Source organism: Micromonospora trifolii, assembly GCF_022229005.1.
GTDB lineage: Bacteria > Actinomycetota > Actinomycetes > Mycobacteriales > Micromonosporaceae > Micromonospora > Micromonospora trifolii.
The window spans coordinates 115,779-137,259 of record NZ_JAKKFD010000044.1 but is presented as its reverse complement, the minus strand read 5'-3'; the positions used below and the strand labels follow the sequence as shown (position 1 = coordinate 137,259).

Annotated in this window: 17 protein-coding genes and 1 pseudogene; 12 read left to right on the top strand and 6 right to left on the bottom strand. The window is 68.8% G+C overall.

From position 1 onward, the window contains the following. Nucleotides 1-91: 91 nt before the first annotated feature. On the bottom strand, nt 92-2,830 hold the full coding sequence (locus tag NIE79_RS25185; RefSeq protein ID WP_238680932.1) for an ATP-binding protein: 2,739 nt from the start codon (nt 2,828-2,830) through the stop codon (nt 92-94). Nucleotides 2,831-2,965: 135 nt separating this feature from the next. On the opposite strand from NIE79_RS25185, the gene NIE79_RS25180 reads away from it, so the two are divergent. Both NIE79_RS25180 and NIE79_RS25175 read left to right on the top strand, forming a co-directional pair. Beyond that, nucleotides 2,966-3,562, top strand: coding sequence for a dihydrofolate reductase family protein (locus tag NIE79_RS25180; RefSeq protein WP_238680931.1), 597 nt, complete (start codon nt 2,966-2,968; stop codon nt 3,560-3,562). Between the two features lie 77 nt (nt 3,563-3,639). Continuing rightward, nucleotides 3,640-3,984, top strand: coding sequence for a DUF1801 domain-containing protein (locus NIE79_RS25175; protein ID WP_238680930.1), 345 nt, complete (start codon nt 3,640-3,642; stop codon nt 3,982-3,984). A gap of 126 nt (nt 3,985-4,110) precedes the next feature. Here the strand turns inward: NIE79_RS25175 and NIE79_RS25170 are convergent, their stop codons facing one another. Both NIE79_RS25170 and NIE79_RS25165 read right to left on the bottom strand, forming a co-directional pair. Next, nucleotides 4,111-4,434, bottom strand: a complete 324-nt coding sequence (locus tag NIE79_RS25170) for a hypothetical protein (RefSeq protein WP_238680929.1) — start codon at nt 4,432-4,434, stop codon at nt 4,111-4,113. 227 nt (nt 4,435-4,661) lie between these two features. Further along, entirely contained in the window at nt 4,662-7,454 is a 2,793-nt protein-coding gene (locus tag NIE79_RS25165; protein WP_274524619.1) for an AfsR/SARP family transcriptional regulator, read from the bottom strand. Between the two features lie 478 nt (nt 7,455-7,932). Here NIE79_RS25165 and NIE79_RS34080 point away from each other — a divergent pair, with 478 nt between their 5' ends. After that, complete coding sequence (locus tag NIE79_RS34080; RefSeq protein ID WP_238680927.1) at nt 7,933-8,325, top strand: nuclear transport factor 2 family protein; 393 nt, start codon at nt 7,933-7,935, stop codon at nt 8,323-8,325. Between the two features lie 215 nt (nt 8,326-8,540). Here the strand turns inward: NIE79_RS34080 and NIE79_RS25155 are convergent, their stop codons facing one another. Further along, nucleotides 8,541-8,942, bottom strand: coding sequence for a nuclear transport factor 2 family protein (locus NIE79_RS25155; protein ID WP_238680926.1), 402 nt, complete (start codon nt 8,940-8,942; stop codon nt 8,541-8,543). Nucleotides 8,943-9,035: 93 nt separating this feature from the next. On the opposite strand from NIE79_RS25155, the gene NIE79_RS25150 reads away from it, so the two are divergent. The 8 genes and pseudogenes from NIE79_RS25150 (at nt 9,036) to NIE79_RS25115 (ending at nt 18,731) form a co-directional block, all read left to right on the top strand. Continuing rightward, complete coding sequence (locus NIE79_RS25150) at nt 9,036-9,635, top strand: TetR/AcrR family transcriptional regulator (protein WP_238680925.1); 600 nt, start codon at nt 9,036-9,038, stop codon at nt 9,633-9,635. Between the two features lie 189 nt (nt 9,636-9,824). Beyond that, nucleotides 9,825-10,648 (top strand): annotated as a pseudogene (locus NIE79_RS25145) (HARBI1 family protein). A 188-nt stretch (nt 10,649-10,836) separates the two neighbouring features. Continuing rightward, the gene (locus NIE79_RS25140; RefSeq protein ID WP_238680924.1) at nt 10,837-11,253 is read left to right on the top strand and encodes a hypothetical protein; all 417 of its coding nucleotides are present in this window, start codon (nt 10,837-10,839) and stop codon (nt 11,251-11,253) included. Beyond that, a complete protein-coding gene (locus tag NIE79_RS25135) occupies nt 11,250-12,215 on the top strand; it encodes a hypothetical protein (RefSeq protein ID WP_238680923.1) in 966 nt (321 codons plus the stop codon). The genes NIE79_RS25140 and NIE79_RS25135 overlap by 4 nt, the downstream gene beginning before the upstream one ends. 33 nt (nt 12,216-12,248) lie before the next feature. Continuing rightward, nucleotides 12,249-12,965 (top strand): hypothetical protein, encoded by a 717-nt coding sequence (locus tag NIE79_RS25130; RefSeq protein ID WP_238680922.1) that lies wholly within the window; start codon nt 12,249-12,251, stop codon nt 12,963-12,965. Between the two features lie 542 nt (nt 12,966-13,507). Then, nucleotides 13,508-14,755 carry an FAD-dependent oxidoreductase gene (locus tag NIE79_RS25125; protein ID WP_238680921.1) on the top strand — a complete coding sequence of 416 codons (1,248 nt, stop codon included), beginning with the start codon at nt 13,508-13,510 and terminating at the stop codon, nt 14,753-14,755. Nucleotides 14,756-14,763: 8 nt separating this feature from the next. Continuing rightward, complete coding sequence (locus NIE79_RS25120; RefSeq protein WP_238680920.1) at nt 14,764-15,252, top strand: MarR family winged helix-turn-helix transcriptional regulator; 489 nt, start codon at nt 14,764-14,766, stop codon at nt 15,250-15,252. Between the two features lie 293 nt (nt 15,253-15,545). Then, on the top strand, nt 15,546-18,731 hold the full coding sequence (locus NIE79_RS25115; RefSeq protein WP_238680919.1) for a penicillin acylase family protein: 3,186 nt from the start codon (nt 15,546-15,548) through the stop codon (nt 18,729-18,731). Between the two features lie 62 nt (nt 18,732-18,793). Here NIE79_RS25115 and NIE79_RS25110 read toward each other — a convergent pair whose 3' ends face one another. Next, nucleotides 18,794-19,450 carry a TetR/AcrR family transcriptional regulator gene (locus NIE79_RS25110; protein ID WP_238680918.1) on the bottom strand — a complete coding sequence of 219 codons (657 nt, stop codon included), beginning with the start codon at nt 19,448-19,450 and terminating at the stop codon, nt 18,794-18,796. A gap of 203 nt (nt 19,451-19,653) precedes the next feature. Continuing rightward, nucleotides 19,654-20,160 carry a peptide-methionine (S)-S-oxide reductase MsrA gene (gene msrA, locus NIE79_RS25105; protein WP_238680917.1) on the bottom strand — a complete coding sequence of 169 codons (507 nt, stop codon included), beginning with the start codon at nt 20,158-20,160 and terminating at the stop codon, nt 19,654-19,656. A gap of 362 nt (nt 20,161-20,522) precedes the next feature. On the opposite strand from msrA, the gene NIE79_RS25100 reads away from it, so the two are divergent. After that, nucleotides 20,523-21,440: an NADP-dependent oxidoreductase gene (locus NIE79_RS25100; protein ID WP_238680916.1), complete on the top strand. Its 918-nt coding sequence runs from the start codon at nt 20,523-20,525 to the stop codon at nt 21,438-21,440. Nucleotides 21,441-21,481 lie beyond the last annotated feature (41 nt).

The window sequence follows — 21,481 nt, the reverse complement described above, 5'->3', positions numbered from 1 at the left end:
CCGCCGGCGTAGACGGTGCGCCGGGGTCAGGATCTGGTTCCTCGCGAACAACACCAACCGGAGTGTCGAGGGTCGCGAGCCAGCCTCGCCTTCAGTGAGCAGGGCCCCCGACACCCAGGGCGGCGAGGTCTCGCTGGCCCTCGGCGACACGATCGGGCAACAGCAGGAGCGTGCAGGCTCGTTCGAACCGGGCACCGATGCGTTCCCACCCCGCTACGGCGTCGGTGAGAGCTGTGGTGTCGCCGTCAAGGCGGCCTCGGGCGCGGGCGGTGCAGGCGGAGACCCACGCGCTCTCGTGCCGCTCGGCGGCCGACAGCAGGTCCCGAGCGTCCGAGAGCCCGGCGACGACGGCCAGTTCGGCGCCAACCGCCTGTGCGTAGGGCGGAGACCAGCTGCGGGTGCCGTTGAAGGCCAGGCGAACGAGCACGAGGGCGTCCTCCAGCCGGCCGGCGTGAAGGGCGAGCCGCGCGTCGACCATCGTCAAGAACGTGGGGTGCGGGGGTAGCTCGCCGATGACGTCGATTGCTCGGGAGCGCCACAGCGCGTACCCCTCGTCGTCGCCGCGCAGCCCGTGGACGAGGGCGACAGCGGCCATCGGCGGCGACATCGTGCCGGTGCGTGGCCGGCCGGCCCGCCGCCAGCCCTCCCATGCGGTGCCCGCCATCCGCAGTGCCTCGTCGAAGCGTCCGCTGAGCACCAGCGGCGTCAGCAGGAGTGCGGCCGAATGATAGGAGCTGCCGACGAGGTCGTCGTCCATGGTCCGCTGGCCGATCGACAGAGCGCCCGGCAGGTCGCCGACGCCGAGGGCGGCCAGGTGGGCCATCCGGTAGGTGTCGATGATCTCCGGGGCGGCGCTCGGCTCGTGCCGGGGCATCGCAGACAGCAGAGCCAACCGTTCGTCCATGATCCGGCGAAGGTCCGCGGCCCGCCCGGCCACGAGGTCGGCGGTGGCCACCGCATCCAGAGCCGCGCTGATCAGTACCGGATCATCGGTGGCCCGGGCGGCCGCCACGGCCGCCTCGGGGAGTGCCAGGTCGGCCTGGTGCCGGTCGGAGGTCGCGGCCCAGGCCGCTGCCTCGGCGAGGCGGGCTGCCACCACGGCGTTGCTCGACCCGTCGGCCGCCGACGTCGCCGCGTCGAGGAGTTCACGCAGTCGTTCGTACGGAATCTCGCCGTCGAACCCTGCCGGGTGCCGCTTCGCAGTGGTGACCGCCTGCGCCAGCGCGGTGGCCGTGGCGGCACGATCTCCGGCCGACTGGGCCAGGTTCGCGGCGGCGATCAGCAGGTCGAAGGGCCGCTGACCGTCGTCGCCGATGGCATGGGCGACGGCGGCGGCCGCGTGCAGGTCCGCTGCGGCTTCGCCCGGGGCGGGTGCCCGTTCGGCGGCGGTCCGGTAGTGGCCGAGCGATTCCATCAGAAACCGCCGTGTGTAGGCGAGATGTGCCAGTGCCCGGGCCAGTCGGTGGGGCAGCTCACCCGGGCCTTCGGGGGCGACGGCGAGGGCCTCCCTCAGATCGTCGGCGAGGCGGTCGAACTCCTCGTACCACTCGTCGCCGTCCAGCTTTGTCTCGAGCTCGGTGGCGACGTTCGCCGCCCAGCGCAGGTGCCGGGCCTGGACCTCCGGCAGCTCTCCCGACGCGTCCAGCCGCTCGATGGCGAACGCCCGCACCGTCTGCAACAGTCGCCACAGCGCCGCGGCGCCTCGGTGGTGCACAGTGACCAGGCTTTTGTCCGCCAGCCTGCCGAGCACGTCGGCGATGGCGCCGCGAGGGCTCCCGGCGGAGCTCACCGCGGCGACGGCGTCGAGGTCGAACGCGCCGGCGAAGACGGCGAGCCGTCTGAACAGTGTCTGTTCCTCGTCATCGAGCAGGTCGTGGCTCCAGCCGATGACCGCGCGCAGCGAGCGGTGCCGCTCGTTCCTGCCCCTGCCGCCGGCCACCAGCCGCAGGTGGTCATCGAGCGCGGCCAGCAACCCGGTCTCGCCCAGGCTGGCACTGCGCGCGGCCGCCAACTCGATCGCCAGGGGCATGCCGTCCAGTCGCGCGCAGAGCTTGGCGACCACGGCAGGGTCCGCCGCGAACCTGGGATCCGCGGTGGTGGCGCGGTCGATGAAGAGTCGCTCGGCGTCGGACTCCAGCGGCAGCGGGCCCAGCAGCACCGCACGTTCCCCTCGGATGCCGAGGCGTTCCCGGCTGGTGACCAGGATGCGAGTGCCTGGACAGTCGGCCAGCACCCGCTCGGCGAACGGTGCCACGGCGTCGATCACGTGCTCGCAGTTGTCGAGCACCAGCAGCGATCGGCTCTCCCCGAGCCGCTCAACCACGGCGTCCTCTAGTGACTGTTGGGGTCGCTCGCTGACGCCGAGCGCGGCGGCCACTGCCTGTGCGACGTACCCGTCACGGGCCGCGGTGAGGTCCACGAAGGCGCCGCCAGAGGGAAAGAATGGTCCCGCCGCCTCGGCGATCTGGCCCGCAAGCCGAGTCTTCCCCATCCCGCCGGTTCCGACGAGGGTCACGAGCCGGGCGTCGCGCAGCGTCTCCGTCAGGTGCGCACGCTCGGCGCTCCTGCCGACGAAGGTGGTGAGCGCCAGTGGCAGACCGGCCAGCCTCCCAGGTACCGGCGCCCCCGCCTGCACCTGTACGGCGAGCTCGCCGAGCGCCCTCCGGTCGGCGACGCCGTACTTTCGCAGCAGCGACGAGACGTGGTTCTCCACGGTTCGTACGGAGATGTGCAACCTGCCGGCGATGTCGGCGTTCGACTGGCGCGCGCCGAGCATGACGAGCACCTCGATTTCTCGCTTCGACGCTCGGGCGGGATGCGGGGCGGCCATCGCCCCATCATGGCCGACGCTGATCAATGCTGCGTGGTCCAGTGAGTGGTGCAATGCGTGGTCGCCACCGATGCCCGCCCCGTCCCCGGTGCAACAGGCTCTACCCGAGTTCACCGAGGCCACGTGGGAGACATCATGGGACGTGTCGTTCTGTCCATCTTTACCAGCGCCGATGGGGTCGTCGACGACCCGCAGCGGTTCACCTTCCAGTTCGTGAGCGAGGACTCCATGCGGACCGGGCTGGCGCAACTGCACGCCGCCGACGCGCTGCTGCTCGGCCGGGTGACCTACGAAGGGTTCGCCGCGTCCTGGCCGAGCATGACCGACGAGGCGGGCTTCGCTGACAAGATGAACAGCATGCCCAAGTACGTCGTGTCCACGACGCTGGACCGGGGCGAGTGGAACAACACCACAGTCATCAGCGACAACGTCGCCGAAACGATCACCAAGCTGAAGGCGGAGGTGAACGGCGACATCCTGATCTACGGCAGCGTCTCACTGGTCAGGTGGTTGCTGCGCAACGAGCTCGTCGACGAACTGCGCCTGGTCACCTACCCCGTCGTGATGGGCGGTGGCGTGCGGCTCTTCGAGGATTCGGACGAGCCAGCGGTCCTCCGACTGGTCGGCACGCAGGCGTTTGACTCGGGAGTGGTCGTGCTGACCTACGCTCCGGCCGGGGAGAAGCTCGTCGGGTGGGGTCAGGAGCCCGGGGTCCCAGGCGGTGAAGGGTGAGAGCGCAGGCACTCCACCCTCGTCCACCACACGCACGCTAGGCACCTGCCTTTTGCCGAACCATGAAGGGGACAATTGTGAACGACGACGTCACCCAGTACATCAACAAGACGCAGCCGTGGCAGATCGACGTGTGCGAGAAGCTGCGTGCGATGATCGACGAGACGGTTCCAGGTGTCGAGGAGCGGCTTCTGTACGGCAAGCCGCACTACTTGAAGAACGGCCATTACGCCGCCGTCATCGCGGTAGCCAAGTCCAAGGTCTCGTTCATGGTCTTCAACGCGACGGACATCCCGGAGGTCAAGGGATTCCTGCGGTCGATGGGAAACGGTGAGCGCAAGACCGTCGACATCACGGAAGGGCAGGACGTCGACTACGGCACACTCGCCGGTTTCCTGGGCAAGACCACGGCGGCCCTGTAGGCGCAGCGGTGTGCTGAGCCGGCCTGGCTGACGCGGTTGGTCTTCAGGTCGGTTCGGCGCCCACCGCGGTGGGGCCTTCAAGTACACCCCACCGCGGTTCGAGCGCTCTCCGTGGTCACCGGCCGGTCAGCAACGCGCGGCGGACACCTGGATGGTTTGCGTGGTGGGAATGTAGTGCTGGCCCGGGTCCAGGCTGTCGTCGGTCAGGAGCCAGCTGCCGCCGGTGAGGGTCCATTCGTAACCGCAGTAGCCGGGGCCGATGTAGTAGCCGGCGGCGTTCGCCCAGAACTCGCTCGTACGGTGGCCTGCGGCGAGGACCGTGTCGTAGTTTCCGCGCGTGTAGTTGCCGTCCCGAACGTGGATCACCCCCACGCCGATCTTGCTGCTGTTGAAGATGTAGTTGGACGCCGCGCTGGCCGGGGCAGCCACGGCAAGTGTGGCTGCGGTCATGCCCAGAGCGGCGCCTACAGCGACGGCCTTCCTCTGCAGAGACAAGGCTCGGTCCTCCCTCTTCGCGGCACCGTCTCGACGCCGACGATTCCGTGCCAGCCCAGGGCGGGCGGCATCTGTTGAGGACGATCGTGCTGAATCGATGTTGGATTCTGGTTGGGTCGTCTCGATCGAGCTCATTGAAACCGGGCTGAATCAAACGGCGAACGGGTCTCACCTACGCGGGTCTACTGATCAGGCGGCGTCTGTCCCACGGTGCTGCCCGAAAGCAACTCGGCCAGCCGGGCACGCATCTCGTCGAGGCGACGATCACCCAGTGTTTCGAGGATGGTGACGGCTTCCTGCATGGCCGCGACGGCGGCGGCAGCGTCTCGTCGCGCTGCTGCGACGTCGGAGCAGCCGTGCAGCGCCCAGGCTTCCCGCATCCGGTCGCCGGTGCTCCTTGCGAGTCGGACGGCGGTGTCGTAGTGGGTCTCGGCCAGGTCGACGTCGTCGCGCAGGAAGTGCAGCCGGCCGAGATTGGTGTGGACGCTCGCTGACAGCCAGTCCCGGTTGCCGGATCGGTCGGCGGCGGCCAGCGCGGACGTGTAAGAGTCCAGCGCCTCCTGCTGGCGGCCAGCCCGGCGATGCAGGAGTCCGAGGTTGTGTTCCACCTTGAAGATGAGATCGGGGTCGTTCAGCAGGTTCGCGGAGTGCCGGGCCCGCAGCAGTGGGGGGAGTGCTTCGTCGAGTTCCCCGCTTTCGACCAGCATCCCACCGAGGCTCGCCTCGACGTCGGCCAGGCCGGCGTGGTCGCCGTTGCGTTGACACAGTGCGCTGGCGCGCTGGTAGGCGGCGCGGGCCTCGACGCGGTGCAGCAGGAGGCTGTGTGCCACGCCCAGGCTCCCCTGCAGCGTGGCCTCGCCGGTGCTGCTGCCGGCCATGGCCGCGGCCCGGATCCCCCGCTCGGTGACGGCGATCCAGGTGTCGCGGTTGGCCCGGCGTTGTAACCAGCCGCGAATGTGGGCGGCGAGGGGCCAGACGAGATCAGGGTGGCTCTGAGCGTGCTCGGTGATCATCTTGATGATCGTGTCCGACTCGGCGTCGACCCAGCGGACGGCTGCGGCCGTATCGGGCAGTTCAGGGTGGAAAAGGTGAAGTGGGTCGGGGGCGCCCTTACCGTCGGTCCCGCCCGCGGTCGGCCGGATGAGTTGCTGCGCTTCGCCAGTCGCCTGCCCGTACCAGGACAGCAGTCGCCGTTCCGCGTCGGCGCGATCGGCCGACGTGTCCTCACGTTGGCCCTGTTCGCGGGCGAAGATGCGGGTCAGCTGATGGATGCTGACTCGACCCGATTCGAGGGCGACGAGGTTGACCGCGGTGAGCCTGTCGATCAGCCCGGTCAGCACGGTGCCGGACGTGGCACCGGCCAGTGCGGCGACGGCACCCAGCGGGGTCGCACCGGCACTGGAAAGTCCGAGGCCGCGCAGGAGCCGACGGTCCGGGGCCGCCAGCCGCCGGTACGACACCGCGATGACCGCGTGCACACTGACGTCGCCGTCGGTGGTGGTGAGCCGGGCGATGCGTGTCCGCTCATCCTCCAGGTCCGCCACGAGGATGTCCGGCTGGGCTCCCAGCCGCAGGTGAGCTCCCACGATCCGCAGGGCCAGCGGCATCCCGTGGCACAGCTCCACCAACGTACGGGCGTCGCCACTCGCGGGCTCGGACATCCCGGCGGTCTCCAGAAGCAGACGGGTAGCCGGCTCGACGGGCAGTGGGGTGAGGACCAGCAGATCAAGGCCCTCGCGGGCGACGAGCCCGTCCAGCCGATTCCGACTGACGATCACCAGGAGGCTGTCACCGCTACCGGGCAGGAACGGCCGGGCCTGCTCCGCGGTGCTCACGTTGTCCAAGACCATCAGAACCGTTCGGCGGGACAGCAGTGAGCGCAGCTTCGCCGCCCGCGCCTCCGCCTGCTTCGGCACATCGTCCGGGGCGACGCCGAGATCGATGAGGGTCCTGGCCAGTGCCGTCGCCGCCGGAGCGTCGTCGTCGAGGTCGAGGTAGACCTGCCCGCCGGGGAAGCCTTGCTGGTGTTGATGGGCCCAGTGGGTGACCAGAGCTGTCTTGCCCATCCCACCGGCGCCGGTGACGACCATCGACCCGCGGAGCCGTTGGCCGGGACCGACCCTCTTGTGCAAGCTGTCCAGGACCGAAAGCTCATCCTCGCGTGCGACGAAGTTGCTGGGTGGGGCGGGTAGCTGCATCGGCCGGACGGCATCGGGAACGGCGGACGGTGCACCTGCTGGCGCAGGACCGCGCAGGATCGCGGTGTACAGCTGTTGCAGGCGAGCTCCCGGGTCCGCACCAAGCTCGTCGGCGAGCAGGCGCCGGGTCCGTTCGTAGGTGGTCAACGCCTCCGCCCGGCGGTCACTGCGCACAAGCGCGAGCATCAGCTGTGCCTGGAGACGCTCGCGCAGCAGGTTCTCCGTCGCCAGAGCCGAAAGCTCGGCGCACAACTCCCGGTGCAGTCCAAAGCTGAGCTCGATGTCCACGCAGCTTTCAAAAGCGATCATGCGCTGCTCGTCCAGGTGGTCGGCGGCTGCCCGTACAAGCTCGTTGTCGGCAGTGCCCTGGTACGCCTCCGACGCGCGCCACAGCCGGAGCGCCTTCCGGTAGCTCCGGCGTGCCTCAGCGAGCCCGCCCCGCGCCTCGTCGTGGGCGGCGCTGCCGACGAGCGCCACGAACTCGCTCGCGTCGAGCTCGTGGCCGTCCAGCACCATTCGGTAGCCACCTGTCGCACGAACGATCGATTCGGTGCCCAGGTTGCGACGCAGGTGATGGACGAGTACCCGCAGTGCCACGCGCTTACTGTCGTTCGGGCCGTGACCCCACAGGGTCTCCATCAACGTGCCATCGGTAACCGTTCGACCGTCGGCGGCAAGGAGGCACGCCAGCACCACCTGATGTTGACGCCCGCCGGCCGGCACCCCCGACCCAGATGCGTCGACGGCTCGCAGGGGTCCCAGGACTTCGAACCGCATGGATTCCCTCCTCGGACGTACCCGGCGGGGTTCCCGGTCGTGGCACGACGGCCCCAGCTCAGCGAGCCAAGCTGCCCCAGGTCAAGAATTCGGGACCACAACTGGCGCTGACCTTCGGCCAACATCGAGCCAACATGCTCTTGAAAGACTGCCTGCCAACGGGGGCCGACACGTTCATCGAGATGACAGAGCCAGCCATGAGACTCATGGTCAGCCGGAACGGTCGGGTGCGCCACAGTGGAACCGTCGGTGGAGGTGGCGGAGTGCCACCTTCACCCTCGGTCGGCTCTCCTTCGACAGAGCCGGCCCGAAGCCCTTCCAGCGACTGCGATGGATCCACGGTAAGAAACTAGCGCTCAAACGCCCCAGTGGGCCTGACGACTTTCCGGTCCTCGCGCAGCCGGAGCACGGACCTCCGGTCCGCCGAATCGGCGATGGACGTCTCCGGCAGCGGGGGAGAATCCCATACGCTGGTGCGGTGATCGACTTTCGCACGGCGGTTGAAGCACGCGATCCTGATGCCATCGCGGCGGCCCTGGCCGAGAACGTGGTGTTTCACAGCCCGGTGGCGTTCAAGCCCTATCCGGGCAAGGCAATCACGGCGGCGATCCTGCGCGGCGTGCTGCGGGTGTTCGAGGATTTCCGGTACGTCCGTGAGCTGAGCGGCGACGACGGACGCGACCACGCGCTGGTGTTCGAGGCGCGGATGGGCGACGTCGCCGTCGAGGGCTGCGACTTCCTGCACCTCGACGAAAGCGGCCTGATCGACGAGTTCACTGTCATGGTTCGTCCGCTGTCCGCCGCGCAGGCCCTGGCGGCCGCGATGGCCGCTCAATTCGAGCAGATCCAGCGTGAGGCCGCCGCCGGTTAGTGCGTCCCGTCCTCCCGGTAGAACCGGGTGTCTGTCCGTTGGAAGTGGCGCCGCCGGCGGTGGATCATCGTCTGCGCTGTTTGCGGGCAGGACCATCCACCGGATGGGCGCCGTTCACAGCGCACGCGACCGCATTTGGGTGAGGTTCCCACCGGCTTGGACAAACGCCACCGGCCTCCGCCAGTCCAACCAGGCCCGAACCGGTCCGGCGGTAATCAGCGGGTCAGGGGGGCCCGCCGGGCGCGGACGGTGCGGTGGCTGATGCGCCACCCGCTGTCGCCGCGCACGATGGTGTCCTCATAGGTCACGCTGCCGATGGTGCCGTCCGCGTTGATGCCGATGCCTTTCGACAGTGTGTGCACGCGGTCGTCGGCTACTTCGGTGAGCACGATGTTAGTGACGTGGTGAGCGACGGGGTTTCGCTCACCCAGGGCAAGCGCGGCGTCCCTCAGCATTGCGAGCCCGGTGAGCACGCCGCCGCCAAGGTCCGTGACGTCATAGGCGGCGTCGGCGGTGAATAGCTCCTGCATCCGGTCGAACTCCCCGCTGTCGGTCAGGTGGCCGTGCCGGTTGATCAGGTCCGTGACAGCCGCGCGGTCCTCGGCAGTGAGTGTCATCGCATCCTCCCCTGGCTCTAATCGGGGAGTTCCCCGGTTAAGCTTGGTACATTAAGCGGGGAACTCCCCACTTGGCAAGACCTGGAGTGCTGGATGGCGTTGAATGCGGACAACCCGACGATTCCCAGGCGTGGGCGCAGGGCGGACGCCTCACGCAACGCAGAGCGGCTGCTCGCTGCGGCGCGGGAACTAGTCGACAGATCCGGGTCTGAGGTCGCCCTCGATGAGGTGGCGCGACAGGCCGGCGTCGCCAACGCAACCCTCTACCGGCACTTCCCAACCCGGGGCGACTTGCTCGTCGCCGTCTATGCCGACGAAGTAGCGGCGCTGTGCCGCCAGGGCGCCGACCTGCTCGGCGACCCGTCGCCGGTAGACGCACTGTTCACCTGGCTGGATGCATTCGTCGTCCATGTCGCGACGAAACGCGCGCTCGCCCTTGCCGCCACTGAAGGCCCCGGCGCCCGCCGGACCCGGATGTTCGACCAGTGGCATGAGTCGATGCGTTCCACCGCGACCAAACTGCTGCGCCGGGCGCGGGACGCCGGCGCCGTGCGGCCCGAGCTCACCGTGACTGATCTGCTGGCCATCGGCAGCGGTGCCGCTCTCACCGGCACCAACGTGGCACACGCCCAGCGGCTCGTCGGACTGCTGCGCCGCGGTGTCGAGGTGGACAACGACGGGACTATCAGCTGAGGGGAACGGGCCCTCCCCACGCGCTGGCTACTACCCCTTGCACGGTGACAGATGGCGCACGACGTTGCCAGCTTGGTTGTGGTTGAGACGAGCGTGCCGAAGCTGTTGCGGTGCAACGTAAAGACGCAGAACCCCGGTATGAAAGTGGTCCTTCCACAGATCAACTTCATACCGGGGTTCTGCGTCGCCATGAGCGTTACATACACCGCCGCCCTGTCCGTGCGTGAGCAGACCGTGCTGTTCGTCTCCGGCCTGCTTCACGCCGAACGGCTGCGCCGTGGTACCCGCACCGGTAGCCGCGCTCTGGGCTGCTTCAAGCAGGCGGTTCTGGTCATCCGCTGGTTCTGCGACGGCACCCGGTCACGCAGTTGGCCACCGACAACGCGATCAGCCGCTCCACTGCCTACGACTACCTTCACGAAGGCATCGTCGTACTCGCCGCCCACGCACCGAACCTGGAATCAGCGCTGCTAGCTGCGAAGATGGCCGGCTACAGCCACGTCAACATCGATGGGACCGTGATTGAGACCGACCGGTGCCGCACTCCCGGACCCACGGTGGGCGTGGATCTGTGGTGGTCGGCCAAATGCGACAACCACGGCGGGAACATCCAGGTAATCACCGCCCCGGACGGCTGGCCGCTGTGGACCTCAGACGTGCGTCCCGGCCGCGAGCACGACACCACCGCCCTGCGCGAACACGTCGAGGTCCTGCCGTTGCTAGCCGCCTGGACCAGCGAGGACCTGCGGGCGCTGGGCGACCTGGGCTACGAGGGCGAGGCAGACACCATCACGGTGGCGTTCAAGAAGCCCAAGGGCGGCCAGCTCACCGACACCGAGAGGACCTTCAACAAGGCCCACAACGGTGTCCGCGCCATCGGCGAACGTGGGAACTCCCTGCTCAAGACCACGTTCAAGGCCCTCCGCAACATCAGCCTCTGCCCCTGGAAGATCGGCAAGATCGCCGCAGCCGCTGTCGTACTCCTACACATCGAACACGACCGCACCACCTGATCACCCAACGCGACAGTCTGTTACGCGGAAAGGCTCAGTCACTCTGACCTGGCCGGATAGCGTGGCGGCCGAGCCGATCATCCAAAGTCGGCGCACCTGCGAATCGAAAATCGGACACATCCATCGATGTCATCGGCAACCGTGGGTAGCCTCGGTTCCCGTTGCCAACGCGGAGGCAGGCGAGCTCAATGGATCAAGCGGAACTAATTGTGTCAGCTCTGACGGCGGGGGCCGCTTCGGGCATCACCGGCGCCACAGCTTCGGCGGTCGGCGATGCGTATTCCCATCTACGCGCTCAGCTAGGGGCCTGGCTGACGAATCGTCGCACGAACCGCAACGACATGACCGACCTGAATGATTCGGACGAGTCCCGGCAGCAACTGGCAGAATTGCTCCGGGAGGCCGACCCAGAAACGGTCCTCGTCCTTGCCGCAGCGGCGGAACGGTTCCTTCTACTCCTAGACCCTGACCGGCACCGCACCGGCCGACACGGCGTCGTGGCGGGCGCAGAATCCGTCGGTCCCGTCCAGCAGACCGCGCACGCTTACGACGATGCACGTGTCTTCCAAGTGGGCACTGGCACTATCAACGTCAATGAGCGATGAGCTCGCCGATCTATCCCTGGACACCGGTCCAGATGTCCGCGACAGCGACTGGCGATTCGTCGATCTACCAGGTGGGGTCCGGCTCGCAGCACATCACCGTCAACAATTTTTCCGCTAGGGAACCCCTCGACCTCGCGGGCCTTCGCGCGTGGATGGACCGACTCGCGCAGGCGTGCGCTGTCGCAGTGGACGCGTCAGCCGACAGCACGGTCAAGCGTTCGGCCCGGGTTCGGGCCGCCATGATCGAAGACATCCGACGTGATCTGGCGGAGTCCGGCCGGCAGACCAAGGGCAAGGACTGCATCCGCCGCCTGCTGACCACCGGGATGGTGCAGTACCACGTCAGTGTGAACCGGGCGCCGCAGACGCCGTCGGAGCGGATGCTCCTGGATCTGTTCGTGTTCACGCTCTCGCCGGTGATCCAGGCGCCACGCCTGCCGAAGGGCTGGCATGGGCATCTGGCCGAACTCACCTCACCGCTCATCGCGCAGGTGGTGATCGAAGCGCGGGAGGCCGCCACGAAACGGCGGCCGAATGATCCGCTGCTGTTGACTCGCGCCCTGGCAACCTTCCAGCTGACCGGTGCAGCGTCGAACCTGTTGGAGGACTTCGGCGATCCCGCGCGGGGATACGGGGTCGTGGCGGCCGTGGCCATGGCGGCGCGCCTGCCCGTCCCCAGCAATCCGGGAGCCAGGTCGCTGCTCACGTGGCTGGTGGCCGCCACGGCCGGCGGCGTGGCCGGCGCGGCGACCGCCGAGACGGGTACCAAGTGGATCATCGACATGCTGAGCGGTGTCGGAGGAAAGACTCTGTCGGGCAATGACGACGCAACTGACATCGGCACCTCCGGCGGAGGGGTCGGATCAGAAGGTGGCGTACCCAAGCGCCCCTCCGGTGCCGTCGACACGACGCCCGGCCGCACGGGCGTCGTGGACGACATCATCGACCAGCTGTTTCGATGACCGATCGGCCGCCGGGCCAGAGGAGGTGCCGCGATGCTTACGCTCCTGACTCACTACCTGCTGGTGCTGGCTTTCACCGCTGCGGTGTGGCCGCTCGCGATCCTGGTCTTCGCGGGGGTTGCTTACGGCAACCCAAAGGGAATTGCCTTCGTCCGCAGCGTCGGGGCTGCCCTTGCCAAGGTGCCGCCGACTGCGCTGTTCGCCTGCCGCGGGGGAAGAGTCACCGTCACGGTGGTCGACCGGGCAAGAGCGGCGGAGAGAAGTCTGACGGCATGGGAGATGAACGGCTATTTGGCGAAGGTCTCGCTCCTGACGTGGAGCGGCCCGCCCAAATCGGGCACCAGGATCCGCAAGCGCCTAAGCGTCGAGTTGGTCCTGCGCTACCTTGCATTCATCGTGTTCGTGATACTGCCGGTCGGCGCGGCAATGTGGCTGACGTTCACGTATCACTGGCTCTGGATCTGTGGCGCGGTGGCTGTTACCGCTGGTGCGATCTTCAGCACCCTGAGCGGGAAGATGCTCGTACCCAATCCGCTCGCGGTCTTCAGAATGGTCTCGTTCCTTTTCTGGGGGTCCGTGCTGGCGCGGTGGGCTGCCGACAAGCTGAGTCTGGGCTGGTTGTACGACTGGCTCAATTACCTGGGCGGCCTGAGCGCTGACTGGCACGACCGCATTGTGCCGGCTGTGCTCACCTGGACCATCGCCGTCGTGATCGCCGCAGTTGTGCTCGGATGGGCCGACGAGCCCTAGCTGCTGTGCCACCTGCGCCTCGGGCAAACGCACCGTGGTCCCCGACGCCACCGGGTCAGCGCGGGGGCAGGTGGTGTTGGAGCGGCTGGAGGCGGGCTGGGGATGGGCGCCGGGACCGGTGATCGGCGCGGGCTCGGCGCGGGCCGAAGTGCTGGAGGTGGTTGGCGGAGAACGCCCGTTCATGCTCGGCGACCACGATCGCGTCGAACCCGCGATCCGGGTCGTCGGCGGTGCCCAGCAGTGCTGCGGCCTTCGGACGCCGTCTCCAACTCTCGGCGGGGAGCAGCCGGCGTCGAAATACTTGCCACGACCCATCCTGTGGCCGGCGACGACATTGCCGCCCAGTCAAGCTGCCAGTGCCGGGACGTCACCCCGATTCGGGTGCCCGGCCGTCGACATTCGGCCGTAGAGCGCAAGCCGGATCCTGTCGTCTAGCGCGGTTGTGCGCTCAGGACCGGTTCGAAGTGTTCGGCCGGAAGGCTTGACGGACCGTGGCCTGCCGGCGGCCTTGCCCAAATCATCTTAGTCATTAAGATAACTGCATGGTGACATCGACGGACTTCTCGGTGGCGATCGCCGGTGCCGGCCTCTCCGGCCTCTGCCTCGCCCAGTACCTGATGCGCGCCGGCATCGACGTGCACGTCTACGAGCGCGACCCGGGCCCCTTCGTCCGGCGGCAGGGCTACCGGATCATTCTCGACCGGTACGGGCTGTCGGCGTTGCGCGAGAGTTTGCCCCGCTCGCTGTACAACCTGGCGCTGACCACCGGCGACGAGCCCGGCGGGCACCTACGCTTCACCGACAGTCGGCTGCGGGACGCGTTCACCATCACCTTCAAGGACGAGCCGCACGCGACCCGCCAGGTCGACCGACTGACCCTGCGGTCGATCCTGCAGTCCGGGCTGGACGGGCGCATCCACTACGGCAAGGCGGCCGTCGCGGTGGACAGCGGCGACCCGGCACGGCCGCAGCTGCGGTTCGCCGACGGTGGGGCCGCCGCGGCAACCGTCGTCGTGGGCGCGGACGGCGTCGGCTCGGCGCTGCGCGCGCAGATCATGCCGGACGCGCACCCGGCGAACACCCCGATGGCGGGCATCTACGGCAGGTCGCCCCTGCGGCGCAACGGCGAGAGCGTCATCCCGGACGCGCTGCGTACCAGCGGGGTCCTGGCCATCGCCGACCAGCCGGGCCGCGCCTTCTTCTTCACCTCCATGCGGTTCGGCGAGAACCCGCCGGAGGCGTTCGCGCGCCTGGCCCCGGGCAGCTATGCGCCCACCGGCTACGACTACGTCATGTGGGGGCTGTTGCTCCGGCAGGAGGAGGTGCCCATCGGCGTCCGCGGAGACCTGCTGGCGCTGTGGCGACTGGCCTCCCGGATGAGTGCGGACTTCCACCCGGTCATCCGGCGGCTGGTCGGCACGGCCGAGTTGGACGCCACGGTGCTCAACCTCTTCGCCACCGGCCGACGCCCGCGCCGGTGGGCGGTTCCGCGGGCGACGATGATGGGCGACGCCGTGCACGTCATGCCGCCGTTCGGCGCTCACGGTGGTAACACGGCGCTCCGCGACGCCGCCCTGCTCGGCCACAAACTGGTCGAGGCCCGGGCCAGCGGCGCGCCGGTGGAGGAGGCGATCGCCCGCTACCAGGACGAGATGGTGCCCTACGCCTTCCGCGCCGTGGACACCGCGGCCGGGCTGATGCGCCGACTCACCGGGGGAGCGGCCGCACCGCACTGGGTGCTGACCCGCGTGTTACCTCGGCTGCACCGGGTCACCGTACCGGAGGCATGATTGCGGGCATGTCCCACCAGCCGGCCCGTGCGTCCGCGATCGCCGACCTCATGCGCGCCGGGCGGGAGACGTCGCGGCTGTCCATGGTGTTCCGGTACGCCATCGCGGAGCGGCTGGGCCTCACCGTGAGCGACCTGGAGTGCCTGGACTACCTGGCGGACGTCGGTTCCGCCACCGCGGGGCAGGTCGCCGAGCGGACCAACCTCACCACCGGGGCGGTGACCAGCATGCTCCGCCGACTCCAGCAGGCGGGCTACGCGACGGCCGAGCGCGATCCGGCGGACCGGCGGCGGGTGATCGTCGCCCTGCGGCCTGAGCGGATGGCCGAGTTGGAGCGACCGTACGAGCGGTTCGCCGAGCGGGCGGAGCGGCTCATCGAGGACTACAGCGTTGAGGAGGTCGCGCTGTTGGTCCGGCACTATGACCGCATGCAGGCGATGTACCTCGCCGAGTTGGACAGCCTCGGCAGCGGCGACACCACGCAGCGGTCCGCCTGAGGGGCGTCGCGCCTCGCGCGTCGTCGCCGACGCTGGACGCCTCCGCATCGCGATCGCGCCGGGAACCGGCAGGGGTGACAGTGTTGCCGATGGCGAAAGGCGGCGAAACGTCGGCATTGGCGCCTGGTGAACGACGGGTATCCCGGGCGGGGGTCCTACGTCGATCATTGCCCGAGGATAGATATGAGTCACTCTCACCTCCTGGCGGAACGCCCGGGCGCGGAGGGCGAGACATCGGCACCGGAAGCCGGGCGTGACCGAACGGCCCGACTCCGCGTCCCCGGAGGATCGCCATGCCCCGTCCCGCTGTCCGTAACCGGCTCGCGGCGTTCACCGCCGCCGTCCTGACCGCGAGCGTCCTGACGGTGACCCCGCCGTCACCGGCGCTGGCCGCCACGACGTTCGCCGCCAACGACTACTGCCTCGGCCAGTGCGCCGACATCCTGCCCCCTGGGCAGAACGGCAATGCCACGCTGGTCGCCATCCTGGCGCACCAGGCGCTCGGCACCCGCCCGGCGCACTCCAGCGACCAGCTCGACGAGTACGCGAACCTGGTCTACAACTACGCCGGGCTGACCGACGAGCAGATCGCCCACTTCTACAACGACGCCTCGTTCGGCGTCCCGGCCGCGCAGGTGGAGAGCACCGTCTCGCCGCGATCGGACGTCACCATCGTGCGGGACAAGGCCACCGGCGTCCCGCACGTCACCGGCACCACCCGCGCCGGCACCATGTTCGGCGCCGGCTACGCCGGGGCCCAGGACCGGCTCTGGGTGATGGACCTGCTGCGGCACGTCGGCCGCGGCAACGTCACCTCGTTCGCCGGCGGCGCCCCCGGCAACCGTGAGCTGGAGCAGAGCGTCTGGGCCAACTCGCCCTACTCGGAGGCGGACCTCCAGGCCCAGGTGGACGCGCTGCGCACCAAGGGCGCCCGCGGCCAGCAGCTCCACACCGACGTGGTCGACTACATCGCCGGCATCAACGCCTACATCGACAAGTCGATCGCCGAGGACAACTACCCGGGTGAGTACGTGCTCGCCGGCGCCGGCAAGCCGAAGCACTTCACCATGACCGACCTGATCGCCACCGCCGGCGTGATCGGCGGGCTCTTCGGCGGAGGCGGCGGCAGCGAGATCCAGTCCGCGCTGGTCCGGGTGGCCGCCCGCGCCAAGTACGGCGCGACCGAGGGCGACCGGGTGTGGGCGGCGTTCCGCTCCCAGAACGACCCGGAGACCGTGCTCACCCTGCACGACGGGCAGAGCTTCCCGTACGGGGCGACGCCGCCCGGCGCGACCAGCGCGGTGCTCCCCGACGCCGGCTCGGTGGTCGCCGAGCCCCTCGCCTACGACGCCACCGGCGGGGCTGCCACCCGCACCGGCGCCAGCACCGCCACCAAGGAGCTGCTCGGCGGCCTGACCAACCTGCGCGCGCACGGCATGTCCAACGCGGTAGTGGTCTCCGGGCGGCACACCACCACCGGCAACCCGGTGGCCGTGTTCGGGCCGCAGACCGGCTACTTCGCGCCGCAGTTGCTGATGCTGCAGGAGTTGCAGGGACCCGGCATCAGCGCTCGCGGCGCCGCGTTCGCCGGGCTCAACCTCTACGTGCTGCTCGGCCGGGGCCAGGACTACGCGTGGAGTGCGACCTCCGCCTCCCAGGACCTCACCGACACGTACGCGGTGCCACTGTGCACCACCGACGGCAGCGCCCCGACGCTGCGCACCAACCGCTACCTCTACCACGGGCAGTGCCTCGCCATGGAGGCGCTGGAACAACGCAACTCCTGGTCACCGACGCTGGCCGACTCCACCCCGGCCGGCTCGTACACACTGCGCGCGCTGCGCACCAGGTACGGGCTGGTGGCCCACCGGGGCCTCGTGAACGGGCAGCCGACCGCGTTCACCAAACTGCGCTCGACCTACCGACACGAGGCCGACTCGGCGATCGGCTTCCAGGCGTTCAACGACCCGTCCGCAATGGGCAGCGCGTCGGCCTTCCAGGCGTCCGCGGCCGACGTCGGGTACGCGTTCAACTGGTTCTACGTCAACTCGACCGAGGCGGCGTACTACAACTCCGGCGCGAACCCGGTCCGTCCGGCCACCGCCGACCCGAACCTGCCCACAAAGACCGAACCGGCGTACGAGTGGGCCGGCTGGAACCCGGACACCAACGACGCCACCTACACCCCGGCGTCGGCACATCCGCAGTCGGTCAACCAGGACTACTACGTCAGCTGGAACAACAAGCAGGCGCGGGACTTCGGGGCCGCCGACGGCAACTTCAGCTTCGGCTCCGTACACCGGGCTCAGCTGCTCGACGGCCCGGTGCGCGCCGCGATCGCCCAGCGCAAGCTCGGCCGCGCCGACGTCGTCAAGATCATGGCGGATGCGGCGGTGACCGACCTGCGCGGTCAGCAGGTCCTCGGCGACCTGCTGCGGGTACTGGACAGCACGCCGGTCACCGATCCGGCGCTGGCCGACGCGGTGGGCAAGCTGCGCGCCTGGCAGCAGGCCGGGACCCGTCGGGTGGAGACGTCCCCCGGCTCCAAGGTCTATCAGCACGCCGACGCCATCCGGATCTTCGACGCCTGGTGGCCGCTGTTGGCCTCGGCGCAGTTCCGCCCCGGCCTCGGGCCGGATCTCTACGCCGCGCTGGTCGACGCCATCGAGGTAAACGAGGCGCCGTCCGGCGGCCAGAACGGCGGGCGCGACGGCGCCGCGAGCTGGGCGTTGCAGGGGCAGGCGCACAAGGGCTCGTCGTTCCAGCACGGCTGGTGGGGCTACGTCGACAAGGACCTGCGGACCGTCCTCGGCGACCCGGTGGCCGGTGGGCTGGGCCGCGCGTACTGCGGCAACGGCAACCTCGGCACGTGCCGGCAGGCAGTGCTCGACGCGCTCGGCCAGGCTGCCGCCGTGCCGGCCACCACCGTCTACCCCGGAGACAAGTCCTGCGGGGCCGGCGACCAGTGGTGTGCCGACTCGATCGCCCACTCCGGGCTCGGCGGCATCACCCACCCGGTGATCGCCTGGCAGAACCGCCCCACCTACCAGCAGGTCGTCTCGTTCCCGGCGCGCCGGGGCGACGACGTCACCAACCTGGCGCAGGGCCGCCCGACCACCGCGTCGAGCACCCAGTTCCTGACCGGCCACACGCCGGACAAGGCGGTCGACGGCAGCCTCGGCAGCCGGTGGGCCAGCAGTTACAACGACAACCAGTGGCTGCGGGTCGACCTCGGCGCTGCCCGCAGCGTCAGCCGGGCAGTGCTGCGCTGGGAAGCCGCGCACGGCACCTCGTACCGGATCGAGGTCTCCGGCGACGGCACCTCCTGGACGCCGGTGTTCGCCACCACCACCGGCAACGGCGGCGTCGACAACGCCACCTTCGCCCCGGTCACCGCCCGCTACGTGCGGGTGTACGGGGTCAAACGGGCCACCTCGTACGGGTTCTCGCTCTACGAATTCGAGCTGTACGGGAAGTGACAGTGCCCGGAGGGGCCGGCGTGAATCAGTCGCCGGCCCCTCCGGCACGCGGCGGGGGACATCTAACGGACCGGCTCGCCGGACGGCTGCACGAGGAACGATCTGATGTGCTCCAGCGCCATGTCCAATGCGACTTCCATGGGTGCGACGTTGTGCGCCGCGTTCGCCAGCAGGTAGCCGCCCTGCAATGCGGCCATCAGCCCCGTGGCCAACTTCTCCGGGTCGGCATCCTGGCGCAGCAGGCCGCTGTCGCGCATTCGGTGCAGGCCATCACTGATCAGCCTCTCCCATGCCGCGAACGTCTCCGACAGCGACGATCGGGCCTGCTCGTCCTGATCAGACAGTTCGAGAGCCATCGACCCGAGGCCGCACCCGTATTTGCCGTCGTTCAGCGAGTTGGCCTGGACCAGCGCGTTGCGCCACCGGACCAGTCCGGAGAATGACCTCAGTCGTTCGAGCCCTGCGCGTTCACGCTGAAGCACGAGCGCACCTCGGTATTTGACCAAGGCGCGCACGAGCTCCTGCTTGTCAGCGAAGTGGTGGTAGAGCTGAGACTTGCTCGTCTGGCTTGCCTCGCGGATGTCGTCAAGAGTGGTCGCGTTCACTCCGCGCACGAGCATCAGGCGGTTCGCTGCCTCGAGGATCCGGTCTCGCGTCGCGATGCCCCGTTGACTGATCCTCCGCCTGTTCGTCGGCGCAGCCACCTGCTCGTCGCTCATCTGTCAAGCCTATCCAGCGGGCCAGATGATCTAGGGGAAATGGGACCTCGGAGTCCATCCGGCGTGATGACGTATTTACGAGGGGCAAACGTATGTTCCGTTCAAATACCTGGACTATCTGGTCCTCAAACGCCGAAAATTGTTCGGGCGGACCACCGTCGGCCCGAATCGGCGCGCGGACCGGGGCCCGCGCGCCGGGGGTGTCAGGCCGTCGCCCGCTTCGGAAGCTTCCACCCGGGGCGGGGGAAGTGGCAGGTGTATCCGTTGGGGTAGGTCTGCAGGTAGTTCTGGTGCTCAGGCTCGGCTTCCCAGAAGTCGCCTGCCGCGGTGACCTCGGTGACGACAGTGCCGGGCCACAGGCCCGAGGCGTCGACGTCGGCGATGGTGTCCTCGGCGACCCGCTTCTGCTCGTCAGTGGTGTAGAAGATCGCCGAGCGGTAGCTGATGCCGATGTCGTTACCCTGGCGGTTCTTCGTCGACGGGTCGTGGACCTGGAAGAAGAACTCGAGCAGCGCGCGGAAGTCGGTCTTGTCGGTGTCGTAGACGACCTCGATGGACTCCGCGTGGGTGCCGTGGTTGCGGTAGGTGGCGTTCGGGACGTCGCCGCCGCTGTAGCCGACGCGCGTGGACACGACGCCGGGCTGGCGGCGGAACAACTCCTCCATGCCCCAGAAGCAGCCGCCGGCGAGGATTGCCTTTTCGGTGTTCACATCGTCTCCCTGCCTGTCGTCGTGCCAGCTCACCTGGACACGCAAGTGAAGACACTCTTCGGGCCGGCGATATTCCCGCAGTCTCTACCGCTCCTGGACTATATAGTCCAGGCAGAGCTTGTCTGAGCGATGCCTGGCCATGACGTCGCTGATGAGGCTGAGCTGGTACTTACCACTGGCCACGGCAGCGCCCGCGTGGCCCAATAGTGGACTTGACGGACCAGTTTTACCGTAGCTAGGTTCGAGGGCCACCGGTCAGCGTGGTGCGGCACGGCGCCGAGGCGTGGCATCGCCAATGACGGGAAACGGAAATGCGCTCCTCGTGCCAGTGCAGACGAGGGCTGGATACGAGGAGGTATCTGATGAAGGCGATCGTGGTGACGGACGAGGCTGCGGGAACGGCCGGGATGACGCTGGTGGAGCGGCCTGAGCCGGAACCTGCCCTCAACGACGTCGTCGTTCAGGTTCATGCGTCGGGGTTCGTCCCGACCGAGATGGCGTGGCCCTCGACCTGGACCGATCGCCTCGGCCGTGACCGGACACCGTCGATCCCCGGGCACGAGTTGGCCGGAGTGGTCAGTGCCCTCGGGTATGGCACGACGGGGCTGTCGGTGGGACAGCGGGTGTTCGGCCTCACGGACTGGACCCGCGACGGCACCCTGGCGGAGTATGTGGCCGTCGAGGCGCGCAACCTCGCGCCGCTGCCCGGCGACGTCGACTTCGCGGTGGGCGCGAGCCTGCCGATCTCTGGCCTGACCGCCTGGCAGGGACTGTTCGAGCACGGCCGCCTTCGGACGGGACAGAGCGTCCTCGTGCACGGCGCGGCCGGCGCAGTCGGTTCCATGGTGACGCAGCTCGCCCGTGAGTTCGGCGGCTACGTCATCGGCACCGGACGCGCTGCCGACCGTCAGTCCGCGCTCGACTTCGGCGCGCACGATTTCGTCGACCTCGGCAGCGACGCCCTGGAAGACGTCGGCGGTGTCGATCTGGTTTTCGACGTCATCGGCGGTGACATCGGGAAGCGGTCGGCAGGCCTGATTCGAGCCGGAGGAACACTGGTTTCCGTTGTCGGGCCGTCCGAGGTGCGGCCCGCCGACGGCCTGGCGATAGATTTCGTCGTGATGCCTGACCGCACCCAACTGGTTGAAATCGTCCAGCGCGTACGGGACGGACGACTGCGGACAAACATCGGCAACGTCGCAGACCTCGACGACGCCGTCGCCGCCCTCAACCCGACCAAGCGCATCACCGGAAAGACGATCATCCGCACTCGCTCCTAGGGATTCGTCACGGGCGTCGCCCCGCGCCGCGACGGTGCTGA